Genomic DNA, 12,852 nt, shown 5'->3' on the forward strand with positions numbered 1-12,852 from the left:
CGTAAGAATGGATATTAATAAAATAGCTCAAAAGGAAAGTTTATTTTAGAATAAATACTATTGTGTAGCAATATTTTACACTGCTGGATAACATGGAATTAAAGAAATCATTCAGTTTGAAGTAACTTTAACATTTAATTTTAGGAATATTATACAATTTATGGTAAATAAATGCATATTTTTATGGCTGCGTTATTATTTATTTAACAAAGTATTAGTATAATTTACTACACTGAATTAAATGGAGAAAATTCAATGAATAAATTACCAAGCAATGCAAAAACAAGCAAGTCTCAGGTTACTCAGTGGGAGGTAATAAAAAATTGTGAATATTCTGATAATTGTTTATCAAAAGTAGTAACTTTATACGTCATTAAAATGGCAGAATTATCAGATATTTATACGAGTAATGAACCTGAAATTAATACTATACTTACAAGAATAAGCATAACAAGTGAAAATGCATTTTTAAATAAGGTTGTTGATATTGAAATTATGGAGGGCATTTTTCCGTACAAATTCAACAGCAAGAAGAAAAATAACATATCAAGGCTAGAAGATTTGTACAATTATTTATGTTCTACTGTTATTGATAGCCTTCCAAAAGAAATGCTTGAAAGCCTAAGAAGAGAATACAGAGACGCTGTTAACTTATTTAAAGCAATTACTTAACTAGGTGTAGCATTTTTAAGACTTTACCTTCTATTTCAGAAATGCCACTTTCAAGATCTTTATCTATCAAACATATGGTAGATAAATATGTTTTCTGCTTCTTTTCAACATTGATAGTTAAAGTTCCAGGAGTAATCGTAACCGAGTTAGCAAATAATGCAATGGTCTTATCATTATGTCCTATGCATTCTCTTACAATAACAATTGGCTCAACTGTAGATTTGAATCGTAGCACCTTTTTTGTTACATAAATACTTGAAAAAATAATTTGGTAAATTAGCCAAGGTATATAACTTATAAGCTGATAAAGTGACAGCCTACCACTATCATTTAGAATTTGACTAAGGGCACTTTCAGCATCAATTAACCTTTTAAAGATAATCAATGTGAACACAGAAGAAAATACTCCACAGAGAATAAAAAAAGGCTCAAAATAACCAGACAATGTAATCCATAGAGAAGACAAAATCACAAATGATAGAGAAAAAAACTTAATATTTTGCCTGACTTTCATGATTTGGAGTATAACTTAAATGATTTTTTAGGAAAATAAAAAGTTCTTGATTTTTGTGTCAAAGAACATAATAACCAAGTTATTTTAATAAGTAGTGGAGATTATGACGCTTGATGATTTTCTAAAAATGCTTGAAGAAATAAATGATACTTCAGGTTTAAGCAAGAACAACATAGTTGAACGAATAAAAATAAAATTAGAAAGAATTGATTTACGGAGGTGGGAAGATAGTGGATTTAATATCAATCATATATTCACTACACATAGTGATCTAGATCCTGTAGAAACTACATTGTTGCATTTTGCTGCTAAGAGTGGCTATGAGAACATAGTAATAGCTCTAATTGAATATGGAGCATATGTTGATGCATGGGACAGCGATGGATGCACTCCTTTACATTTTGCTGCTGAATGGAACCACAAAGGCATATTAGATATTTTAATTGAAAGTGGAGCAAATGTTAATGCGTGGGACAATGATGTATGTACACCTTTACATCTTGCTGCCGAAGGTGGGAATGAAAGTGTAGTAAGAGCTCTAATTGCATGTGGAGCAGATGTTAACGCGCAGAACAATGATGGACACACTCCTCTACATTTTGCTACTAAGAGTGGCTATGAGAACATAGTAATAGCTCTAATTGAACACGGAGCATATGTCGATGCGTGGGATAATTATAGAAGCACTCCCTTGCATTTTGCTGCTGAAAGTGATAATGAAAACATAGTAAGAACTCTGATTGAACATGGAGCATGTGTTAATGTGTGGGATAGTTGTGGACGCACTCCTTTGCATTTTGCTAGCGATCATGAAAGTATAAGAGATATTTTAATTGAAAGTGGGGCATATGTTAGTAAACAGAACAATAATAGATATGCTCCTTTACACTTTGCTATTGAATGGGGCTGCAAAGATGTGATAAGTTCTTTGTCAGGTAATGCTAGTCCTAGGGCTGAAATGGCAGTAGGAAGAGTGGAACAAATTACACTTGCAGGAAGATTGGAGCTTTTTTAACCAAACTTGCATTTACTGAGATAATTGTTTTGTTATGAATTAAACCAAAAGTTCTGTAATATATTGAAGCTTAAAGATATCTTTAGATATGGAAGTTATTGCAGAAAATAGAAAAGCAAGGTTTGAATACTTTATCTTAGAAGAATTTGAAGCAGGTATGATCCTCTTAAGTAGTGAAGTGAAATCACTAAGGGAAAGAAAAGCAAACATTTCTGATGCTTACGTTACTGAAAAAAAAGGTGAAATATGGCTAAACAATATGCATATCGCAGAGTATAAAGCTGCAAACCAAAAGAATCACAAGCCAAAAAGAGAACGAAAATTGCTTTTGCATAAAAAAGAGATAAATAAGCTAATTGGTCAAATCAAAACCTCTGGAATAACTATTGTGCCACTTTCTATCTATTTTAATGATAAAGGGTTGGCAAAAACTAAAATTGCCATTGTGAAAGGAAAAAAACTCTATGATAAGAGAGCAACCATAAAGCAGAGAGAGTGGGAACGTGAGAAAAGTAGATTGTCTAAGAATAATTTGTAGTAAAATATGTCTTTAAGTCCAGTTATTTTTAGCATCGGTCCTGTTTCTATATATTGGTACTCTTTAGCATATGTTTTGGGTATAGTTTTTGCATATTGGTATTTACATAAGCTAGACAATCAAAAAATATTTACTAAGAATTTTTACGATTCGTTATTAACAGCCGTTATTATAGGCATTATCCTTGGAGGTAGGCTTGGGTACGTATTGATATATGATCCAGTTCTCTATATAAGCAATCCTATCGAAATACTAAAGACCTGGGAAGGAGGTATGTCATTTCATGGCGGTGCTATAGGAGTTTTGCTTGCAGTAATAATCTCCTGTAGAAGACATAACATTCCTATATTTTACACACTGGATCTAATTTCTTGTGGAGTTCCGATAGGTTTACTTCTAGGCCGCATAGGTAATTTTATAAATGGAGAGTTATTTGGCAGGGTTACAAATATGCCGTGGGGTATGGTATTTCCAGAAAATGGTGATAATTTATTGCGCCATCCAAGCCAACTTTATGAGGCATTTTTTGAAGGAGCGCTACTTTTTGTAGTTGCAAATTCACTGTTTTTCTTGACTAGAGTGAAACTGTATTACGGTGCAACAACTGGTATTGCAGTTATGTGGTATGGAATAGCACGTTTTGTGGTTGAATTTTTCCGCGAGCCAGACTATCAAATTGGCTATTTATGGTTCAATTTAACTATGGGACAATTTCTTTCTATACCTATGATTTTGCTGGGAATGCTTATATATTTAGGTGCGTTGAGCTTAAGATTTAATACGAAATCTGTTCAATAGAGAAAAGGTAAGTTTAATCGAAAAATATAGTGGAAGTTTATTTATTCCATACTATGTACAATTATGTGAATTTTTTGTCTTGCAGAGAATAAATGTAAGACCAGCAAACCTTCGTTGTATAGCTATAAGAAAAACTTAGTAGCTACTGACCAAATTCATTACTAAGTAGATATTCATTTTCCACCAGAATGTTCCTGATTGAGAAGCTACTTTATTAAAACATATTTTTAAATTTTTGCCAAAAACCTGGTTGATTATCATTAACCTTTGTGAAGGCTATGTTTAAACTGTATCTCGGATCATTTGGCATATCATATCTAATATTCAGTATTGAAACTTCGTTTTTATTATGAACAGAAACATCGTCATATGATAACCTTGTCGTGTAGCACTTTATATGCTTTTGCTTATCATATACTATATCACCTGATTCCCCTTCTAGTTCTACAAATTTAGTTTTTTTCTGACATTCTTTTATTTTTATTAGATCCTTGTCTAGTGATATTGAAACCGGTAGTGTATTCCCAGCATACTCTTTAGCTAAAAGCTCACTTTGAGGATACATTTTTATTTCCCTTCCAAAATGTGAGTCTATAAAATTATTGCTCCAAAATTTGTCTCCAGAATGTACATATTAGTCAGTAGCATACGGTACACCACCATAATTGCATTGAACTTTGTAATCTCCAACACCATTATTTTGAAAAAAATCATGAATGGCAGCGTAACTATCAGCAGCATCATTTATGTAATCCATTACCTACCCCTTAAAACCTTTTAATTTATTATCTCACAAGAAATTACATCTATCAATAAAAAGACTTTTTTTGATATCAAGTATCTAGGGAGCATATTGATAGGATTGTGACATTCGTATTTCCCAGTTCTTCACATACTGCTGGACTAATTCAGGATAATTTTCAATAATTAATAAATTTTCAGCGTTTCCCTTTTCAGCTGTCTTACTGAGGTTAAACGATCCTGTGATGACTTTTTGATTATCAACAATTATTACCTTATTATGAGCAATTTTTGGCTTATTATCGATCCAAATCGGTATTCCATTTGAAAACAATTCGCTTATGACACTATATTTTGAATGGAGTTGTGATTTATCTAAAATGACTTTAACATCAACACCACGCTCTTTGGCGTTAATCAAAGATTTTGCAACTGTTCCAAGAGTAAATGTATATTCTTGAACTAAGATAGATTCTTTAGATTGGTCTATCTCGCTGATTATCGGTACAGCACAGTCTTGTTCAGGTGAGAAGCAAACTGTTGCTTTTGGGCAAGGCGAGAATGTAGGACCCACATAGTAATACAGAGAAAAACATGCCGACAAAAATAAAAGATATAAAAGCCTCACAAACCACACCTAAATACACGGCGGTAGTCTACATCATAGTTTAATCATCTGTCAACCCATATTCCTTCCACTTCTCTGTAACTTTCTTTATTATTTCCTCGCTCATTTCAATTTTTCTTCCCCATTCTCGTTTGGTTTCAGGTGGAAGTTTGTTTGTTGCATCAAACCCTATTTTACCTCCGAGACCACTTTCAGGAGAAGCGAAGTCTAAATAATCAATTGGAGCATTCTCTATCATGATTGTATCACGTACAGGGTCCATTCTTGTTGAAACTGCCCACATTACTTCCTTCCAATCACGTACATTTATATCATCATCAACAACTATAATAAATTTGGTGTATAAGAACTGTTTGAGAAAAGCGAGTATGCCCATAATAATTCTTTTTGCATGCCCTGGATAAGCCTTTTTTATCGACACTACCGCTATTCTATATGAACAACCTTCTGGAGGCAGATAAAAATCTACTATCTCCGGAAACTGATTGATGAGAATCGGCACAAAGATTTCGTTGAGTGCCTCACCAAGAATTGATGGTTCATCAGGTGGTTTGCCAGTAAAAGTGCTGAGATAAATTGGATCTTTGCGCATTGTAATTGCAGTGATGTTAAACTCAGGAAACTGTTCAACAGCATTATAGTAACCGGTATGGTCTCCATATGGCCCTTCATCTTGGTAATTATCCAAACTTACATATCCTTCCAAAACAATTTCTGCATGAGCTGGAACCTGAAGAGGAATAGTTTTACAATTTACAAGCTCAAGTGTTTTTTTTCGCAGCAGCCCGGCAAATTGGTATTCTGATAAAGTCTCCGGCACCGGAGTTACCGCAGCAATAATCGTTGCAGGATCGCTACCAATCACAGCAGCCGCAGGAAACTTCATATTTTGCCCCCTCTCCTTCCACCGTTTATGGTGACCTGCACCACCACGATGTGCAAGCCAGCGCATGAGAGTCGTTTTTTTATTCACAACCTGCATACGATATATTCCAAGATTGAAATTATCTTGCTTGTCTGCTGTTGGTCCTTTTGTTACCACAAGTGGCCAAGTGATAAGCGGTGCAGGCTCGTTTGGCCAGCATGTCTGAATAGGTAGCAAACTAAGATCCACCTTATCCCCAGTTAGCACCAGCTCTTGACATGGGGCTTTGCTCACAACTTTGCTCCGCATCGACAATACAACTTTTAGTAGAGGAAACATTTTCACAGCATCTTTGAAGGTTTTTGGCGGCTCAGGTGATCGCAAAAATGCTAGAAGTTTACCCAGATCCCTTAATTCATCAGAATTTATACCAAGTCCGAATGCAATTCTCTCAATAGTACCAAATAAATTCACTAAAACGGGAATTGAATTTTTGCCATTTTCTGTGACAACATTTTCAAAGATGATAGCTGGTCCCTTGTTTGACAAAACCCTACGATGAATTTCTGTCATTTCAAGAATAGTTGAAACTTCTTTTTTAATTCTAATTAGATCTTTTTTTTCTTCTAATGCTCTGATGAAGTCGCGTAAGTTATTGTACATATTTTAAAAATTTTAAGCCTTTTAAGAAGTGCTTTTCCCAGCACAACTCATTCACTTATTATTATAGAGGCTCTAGAAAAATTATTCTCCAATTCGCTTTTTAAGTTTTTATATTCAGCAGTCTTTAATTCTTCATTGGTAATAAAGCTTTTCTTTATGGTTATTAAATTGCTAAATTCGGTTCCATCATTTTTATATTTACAGAACCTATTTACATATAACCAAGGAGAATCTATTTCAAAATTCAAATTTTCACAGTTTTTAATTTTGATATCTTTTATTATCATATGGCTTTCCTTAGTTTTAGGAACACCAATAAAAAGGTCTGACACTTGGTCAGAAGCTGTATTGACAACATCATTAAGCCAATTATCTCCTAAATTCAAAGCCGGCCCTAGATTTGTCTTAAAAATCTTATTTTTTTGCTGGAACTCATATTTTATTGTAAGATCCTCTACATTACGCAAGGTAAGGTCAGGCAATTCTAAGAACTTCTTTTCTTCTTCATCAAGATATACTCCACTAATCATACGAAAAACAGAATCTCTTAATTGCTCATCTGAATAATATAATCCAACACCTGTTAAGCCTAAGGCTGCTTCCCCTTGCACGGTAAGCTGGCCATATTCATTTACAACGTTATCTTCTATAGTTAATTCACTATGGGATATCACTTTTGAATTTTCACCTTGTACAGCAGGAATCTTTATGTAATCTGCTTCCTCAGAATCCAGTACTAGAGCGTTCCTATCAGCAATGTCTGGAAAAACACCCTGTGCCATACTGACGGTATTAGTTGGATCGATCCAATATATCTTCCCACCTCTATTTGTTACTTTGAGCATCACATGATTAAAATTACCCATATTAGGTAATGCTTCAGGATTGGAAATACTAGTAGTTCCTCTCATAACTAAAATAGGTTGAACTTTATAACCAAGTTTTTGCAGAATAGCAGCCGTGCTAGCAGAAAAGTCTTTGCAATCCCCAACTTGAGAATCAGCAATTTTCTCCAAATCTCTCGGAAAAAATTTTCCTGACACTGTACGCCAGTCTCCCATGTACTGAACTTTTTCATTCAATAAAGAAGTAACTGCATTAATTTTCTCCTCATCGGTACTCTCATTGGCAGCAAATTCTGCTATAGCTTCAAAAGTTGCAGGAAGCGGCTGATTGATGACGCTATGATATCCAGGAGCTAATTTTTTAGCTAAATCCTCCCATTCAGATAAGCTTGAAAGTGATACCCAAGTGTTGTGTTTTATGTTCAATATTCCATTATGTGGTTCATTTGTTGTGTTTTCATAAACTGCTTTCTTTAAAGCAATGCTTATAGAGTGTATATCATCATTTTTTTCCTCAGCTATTTCTAATACTTCTCTTGGATCATTAACTTTAATCTCCAGGGGTAATTCAGAATTGATTTTAGTATTTTCTGCTTGTAAATAATCCCCATGATAAGAAAAGCTCAAGCCATAAAAATTATCAACAGGAACCTTTTTGTTAACTTGTTTATACCTTAAATATACTTCTGTACCAATTTCTATTTTAGGAAACGATATAGTTACTTGCCTTAACTGATCGAAGCCTTTACTAGGACTAGCTAGCGGTTTATCCTCTATCATGTCTTCAGTGACTATATATTCCTCTCCGTTATAAGCTGTTTTAGCCTCTAAAACAGTAAGATCTGCACTATCATCATTGTAAATAAGACTATATAGAGAGAATCTATCACGTCCAGATTCTTTGAGTATTTTTGCTTGAAGTTCTACTTCCGTTTCGTAGGTACCATCTCTATTAACATTAATGTTAACATTAGAAAACTTAACCTCAACAGAAGCATCTTCGTACTTGCTCCACCTTGCTTCAGCTGTCGAAGCTACAAAAAATGCTAACATTGCTAAGTTAAAGACAGCTTTTAAAAACCTCATTTTTTACTTACATTTATTGAAAAATCATTCTATTATATCCGAACAACACTATCGGAAATGTAAGACTTAGTGTGTTCATATTACTTAGCGACGCGCTTACCGATATTATATGCAGCGATTACAAGATAATCAACTTTTTTGCTTACAATTTGCTAGAAATAGCGGTAAAGACTATCTAAATCTTTATAAATGCCTTACTCTGCAAAATTTTTCATCACCAAATCTTATGATGAACTTTACAAAAATATCTTAAATTTCATTTTATAAAGTTTGCATTTCTTGATAAAAATGTTTTAACATTAAGCATTTCTTTAATATTTGTATTCTTTAAGTAAGTATATGTCTAAAATACCATTTTTATTGATTTTTATACTTGCAGTAGCAAGTTTACCAGTAATAAACAATTGGCTTTCACACCGCAGTCAGAACTTAAATGATGATTATATAGGTGAGAGATTGGATAATTACATCAGTAAAAATTTTGATAGAGTTCTAAAAGCTCTCCAGGAAGAGTCAGCTAAAAATAGTTATGCTAATGCAACCAAAAATAAAATTTCTCAGCATAAAAATGAAATATTCGACTCCACTTATCCTTACTCGGGAAATGAAAATAGCAATATCATAGCTGTAGGTTTTTTTGACTATTCTTGTGGATATTGCAAAGCTATAAAGAACGATGTAAAACAATTGATCAATGATGGCAAAATTAAGTATATCTTTAGAGATGCTCCAATACTTGGTAACAATTCTTTAAAGGCAGCAAAAGGTGCTTTAGCAACTTATTTTATCGATAAAGAAAAGTACTTAGATTTTCACTATGCTGCACTAGATCACAGAGGAGAATTTTCAGATAAAACTATATTAGGTATAGTGAAAAATATAGGGATTAACGAGAACGATTTTAATAACTCTATGAAAAATAATGCAGACAAAATTGAGCAAATGATAAACAACAGCAAACTTTTAGTAAGGAATTTAGGAGTAGGCGGTACACCTTTTTTGATAATTGGAGATAGTCTTTTTGTAGGAGCAACTGATTTAAATGTGCTACGCAAAAAAGTGGATGAGTTAAAAGATTAATAAATTCCCTGCTTGACAGCATAAGAGAGTTTAAGTATAGTTAAGATATACTAAGTAACAATATGTATAGGCTACATATTAGTTCAAGAAAAGTAGGTGATGTTTGCTTGCAACACAGCACGACCTTAAGTAATTAGCCTTCCTAGGCTGATTAATCTATTAAAATACAATCATTATTTTGGAGTTATAACATGAAAAATTTCAACAGAAAACCAATTGCTCTTTTTCGGCAAGTCGAAAAAAGCACAAAATTAAGTCAATTTTTATTTAAGAATCTAGACTCTTTTTATTCTCAAAGGCTAGAAAGACTAGTTTATAAATTTCGGGCACAAAAAACAAAAAGAAGTAGTTTATTGAATGAGCTAAAGAGAGCTTATCCTGAAAAGCTAAAAATAGGAGCTTCTATATCAGAAGGAGATTGCTTTTTTGACTCCTTGGCTCAAGGATTGAATGAGCTAAATATAAAACCTGGTCATCGTTTTACCGCAAAATCATTAAGAGAAGATTGTGAAAATTATGCTAGAGCAAATGCAAATTCGTGGGTTTATAAAAAAATAACAGGAGATGCTGAAGAAGGAGGATACTTTGTAGGTGAAGGAAATTTGGATAGCAAAGTAATAGCGAAGGAAAGAAATAGCGAAGATGAAAAAGGCATATCTGCACAAACAGACTGGTGTAAAGGTGAAGAAATAATAACCAAATATACAGAAGAGGAGTTTTTCAGCTGGTTACTAGAGGAATATCGTGAAGATAGAGAAGAGAAGATTTCAGAGATTTTGAAAAGTAGGTATGGCACAGATAATGATTGGTTACTAGACGACTATGACGAATATGAAACAAGTAAAGATAAAGAAGAAGAAATAAGCAAAGATGGAAAAGAAAAAGGAGAAAAAGTTACTATTAAGCCAGATAATTCCAAGTCTTTTTCTAAATATCTAAACAACATTAAAAATATGTCTACAGAAACTAATTCTCTAGCTATATGGGGTCGTCCAAACATTGAAGGTAGAATGATATGCGACAAGTACAAAGTGGAACTTTATATTTATTCAATAGAGGAAGATAGTCAAAAAGTTACGGTAACTAAAATTACAGCACATGATGATGATCCAGAAGTTTTTATACAAGATATAAATCTCAATCAACTAGAGATAGATAGTAGCAAAAAAACTGTAGGAGTAGTGAATTACATGAGGCATTTTGTGCCACTCCTAAGTGAAATTTCTGAAGATATAACAGAAAGTCAACCAGTTTCTAATGAAGAAATCTTTGGTGAGGTGAAAGAAGTTCCTGCTTCTGATCAATCAGAGCAAGAAGAACAATATAATATCAGAACTAGCAAATCAGCAATTGTGCAAGATCATGAAACACAAAAAGAGAGAATTAATACCAGCGCTAGTGAGCCAATTCATACAGATACAGTAATTACTATTTCTCATCAACAAGGGCAAGAAACACAACAAGAGGAAATAGAAAAGAAATTAATCAATAGTTACAGAAGCGAAGCTATTTATAGCATAGCTACTGTAATAACAGCTATAGCATTCACAGCATTTGCTACAGTTGCTATTTTTACCCAACCAATTCCTTTAGCATGTCTTGCTGGAGTTGCTTTAGCCATTGCATGTGTTTGTGTATATCAGTTAACGCAGAGTCATCAAGACATTAACGAACTGAAAGGTAAGGTAGGAGAAAACAACACCTTTACTTTTTTAGAAGAAACGGGATTTAAAATTTATAGCCTGATTGATAAAGCAGCTTCAAAAATTTAAGATCTTTCCTACTTCATCTATATCAACTCAACTTTATTTTTACAGGAGGACATATGTCATTTACAGAAATTAGATTTCCAGAAAATATATCTTATGGCTCTACTGGAGGACCTGAATTTTCCACTGACGTTGTAACAACTCATAATGGTTGTGAGCAGCGCAATATCAATTGGTCTCGTGCACGTGCCAGGTATAACATAGCTTATGGAGTTAGGTCAAACGAGCAGCTAACAGAACTCATAACATTTTTTCAGGCACGAAAAGGTAAAGCAATAGGATTTCGTTTTAAGGATTGGTCAGACTTTACCGTTATCAATCAAGAAATTGGCATAGGAGACGATAAAAAAACGATCTTTCAACTGATGAAAACTTACATAAGTGGAAAAGACAAGCATACACGAACTATTAAAAAGCCAGTGCATGATACAATAAAAATTTACCTAGATGGTGAAAAGACAGAAAAATATTCAGTGAATTATTCAACTGGAGAAATAGCATTTATGAAACCACCAGCAAAAGGCAGAATAATTACTGCAAGCTTCGAATTTGATGTACCAGTACGATTTGATACAGATTACCTAAACGCTTCTATTGATAACTATGGCAGCAATAGCTGGAACAATATTCCCTTGGTGGAAGTGAAATAAAGTTAAAGTATGCTCCATAAAAGTTAAGCGATACTGAGGCTCATATTTAAATGAGCCTTGCACATTTTAAAGTCTATCGCCCATTACAATGTTCCACACTCGAAATTTGAGGAAATTCTAATGTAGTGTTTTCTCTTTCTTGTAAAATAGAAAGTTTTAATAATTCTTTTAGAACTAACTTTACAAGTGTTGTACCATTTTCCTTAAAGAGGTAGTCCATCCTATTGGTTTTCTGTATGTGATTGACAAAATTTCTAGCTTCCTCATTAAAAGCCTCGATTGTGTTGATACAAGATAATACTAAATCCGAGCTATTTATTGCTAAAATTCCATTTACGAAAATATCTAATTTTGTTTTATCTTCAGTCAAATCTTCAGCTAACCTATTTCTAATATCATCATTCTCAAACAAAATGTACTCTAGGTACGAAGCAGACTCAATAAGTATAAAGTCTTCTAAAGGTACTGATTCTAAACATTCGTCAATATAAGTAAGTATTCCAAACTCAGTAATACACCCTTCTTTTCTCACAACATAGCACTTAGGAAGACCACGATACATTGATAGCAAAGAAAAAAGACGTATTATACTTGTACCTCTATCTTTCATTTCCTCGAGAAGCTTTCTATCATTTATTAGTTTGTGCAAAATGTAATCCGTAGCAGGACCTGGTTTACGAAAACGAAACATATTATTTTCTGCAAAAATAGCCTCAGCTAATTCGATAGACTTTTTATCCTCATCTATAAAAGCCTTTTTGTCTCTATTTAACCGTATGATTTTAGCCTTGCTATCGCTGCGTAGTCTAGTTTGCCCTATTAGCCTCTCAAATATTTCTGTCTTCATATATATCTTAATATAGTTAATATTAATATTAACTATATTAACTATATTAACTATATTAAGAAAAATAAATGAAAATGTTAATAAATATTATACTTTTATAAAAAAATAAAAGTCTTTTTATATTTGTATAAGTATATAAAA

Annotated in this window: 14 protein-coding genes; 7 read left to right on the top strand and 7 right to left on the bottom strand. The window is 33.2% G+C overall.

Translation table 11 applies throughout. From position 1 onward, the window contains the following. The first annotated feature begins 255 nt into the window (after positions 1-255). The gene (locus ACICP1_RS03960; RefSeq protein WP_007301944.1) at positions 256-672 is read left to right on the top strand and encodes a hypothetical protein; all 417 of its coding nucleotides are present in this window, start codon (positions 256-258) and stop codon (positions 670-672) included. Here the strand turns inward: ACICP1_RS03960 and ACICP1_RS03965 are convergent. Continuing rightward, on the bottom strand, positions 665-1,186 hold the full coding sequence (locus tag ACICP1_RS03965) for a Na+/H+ antiporter subunit E (RefSeq protein WP_006015458.1): 522 nt from the start codon (positions 1,184-1,186) through the stop codon (positions 665-667). The two genes, ACICP1_RS03960 and ACICP1_RS03965, sit on opposite strands and share 8 nt — an antisense overlap. Positions 1,187-1,289: 103 nt before the next feature. On the opposite strand from ACICP1_RS03965, the gene ACICP1_RS03970 reads away from it, so the two are divergent. From ACICP1_RS03970 to lgt, 3 genes are all read left to right on the top strand, one after another. After that, entirely contained in the window at positions 1,290-2,201 is a 912-nt protein-coding gene (locus ACICP1_RS03970) for an ankyrin repeat domain-containing protein (RefSeq protein WP_007301945.1), read from the top strand. 88 nt (positions 2,202-2,289) lie between these two features. Next, a complete protein-coding gene (smpB, locus tag ACICP1_RS03975; protein WP_395461119.1) occupies positions 2,290-2,739 on the top strand; it encodes an SsrA-binding protein SmpB in 450 nt (149 codons plus the stop codon). A gap of 6 nt (positions 2,740-2,745) precedes the next feature. Beyond that, positions 2,746-3,537: a prolipoprotein diacylglyceryl transferase gene (lgt, locus tag ACICP1_RS03980; RefSeq protein ID WP_010402205.1), complete on the top strand. Its 792-nt coding sequence runs from the start codon at positions 2,746-2,748 to the stop codon at positions 3,535-3,537. Positions 3,538-3,751: 214 nt separating this feature from the next. Here lgt and ACICP1_RS03985 read toward each other — a convergent pair whose 3' ends face one another. The 5 genes from ACICP1_RS03985 to ACICP1_RS04005 form a co-directional block, all read right to left on the bottom strand. After that, the gene (locus ACICP1_RS03985) at positions 3,752-4,102 is read right to left on the bottom strand and encodes a hypothetical protein (protein WP_395461120.1); all 351 of its coding nucleotides are present in this window, start codon (positions 4,100-4,102) and stop codon (positions 3,752-3,754) included. A gap of 69 nt (positions 4,103-4,171) precedes the next feature. After that, positions 4,172-4,294 (bottom strand): hypothetical protein, encoded by a 123-nt coding sequence (locus tag ACICP1_RS03990; RefSeq protein ID WP_395461121.1) that lies wholly within the window; start codon positions 4,292-4,294, stop codon positions 4,172-4,174. An 84-nt stretch (positions 4,295-4,378) separates the two neighbouring features. After that, complete coding sequence (locus ACICP1_RS03995; RefSeq protein ID WP_264374948.1) at positions 4,379-4,906, bottom strand: phospholipase D family protein; 528 nt, start codon at positions 4,904-4,906, stop codon at positions 4,379-4,381. 40 nt (positions 4,907-4,946) lie between these two features. Continuing rightward, positions 4,947-6,434 (bottom strand): UbiD family decarboxylase, encoded by a 1,488-nt coding sequence (locus ACICP1_RS04000; protein WP_264374949.1) that lies wholly within the window; start codon positions 6,432-6,434, stop codon positions 4,947-4,949. A gap of 47 nt (positions 6,435-6,481) precedes the next feature. After that, a complete protein-coding gene (locus ACICP1_RS04005) occupies positions 6,482-8,365 on the bottom strand; it encodes a DUF3857 domain-containing protein (protein ID WP_395461122.1) in 1,884 nt (627 codons plus the stop codon). 339 nt (positions 8,366-8,704) lie between these two features. Between ACICP1_RS04005 and ACICP1_RS04010 the strand changes: the two genes are divergently transcribed. The 3 genes from ACICP1_RS04010 (at position 8,705) to ACICP1_RS04020 (ending at position 11,864) form a co-directional block, all read left to right on the top strand. Next, positions 8,705-9,445, top strand: coding sequence for a DsbA family protein (locus ACICP1_RS04010; protein WP_052264650.1), 741 nt, complete (start codon positions 8,705-8,707; stop codon positions 9,443-9,445). Positions 9,446-9,636: 191 nt separating this feature from the next. Further along, entirely contained in the window at positions 9,637-11,217 is a 1,581-nt protein-coding gene (locus ACICP1_RS04015) for a hypothetical protein (protein ID WP_395461123.1), read from the top strand. Positions 11,218-11,270: 53 nt separating this feature from the next. Next, positions 11,271-11,864, top strand: coding sequence for a TIGR02217 family protein (locus ACICP1_RS04020; protein WP_213863777.1), 594 nt, complete (start codon positions 11,271-11,273; stop codon positions 11,862-11,864). A gap of 73 nt (positions 11,865-11,937) precedes the next feature. Here the strand turns inward: ACICP1_RS04020 and ACICP1_RS04025 are convergent, their stop codons facing one another. Further along, the gene (locus tag ACICP1_RS04025) at positions 11,938-12,711 is read right to left on the bottom strand and encodes a hypothetical protein (protein ID WP_213863778.1); all 774 of its coding nucleotides are present in this window, start codon (positions 12,709-12,711) and stop codon (positions 11,938-11,940) included. Positions 12,712-12,852: the final 141 nt, after the last annotated feature.

It is taken from the genome of Wolbachia endosymbiont (group B) of Ablattaria laevigata, assembly GCF_964277395.1.
Taxonomy (GTDB): domain Bacteria; phylum Pseudomonadota; class Alphaproteobacteria; order Rickettsiales; family Anaplasmataceae; genus Wolbachia.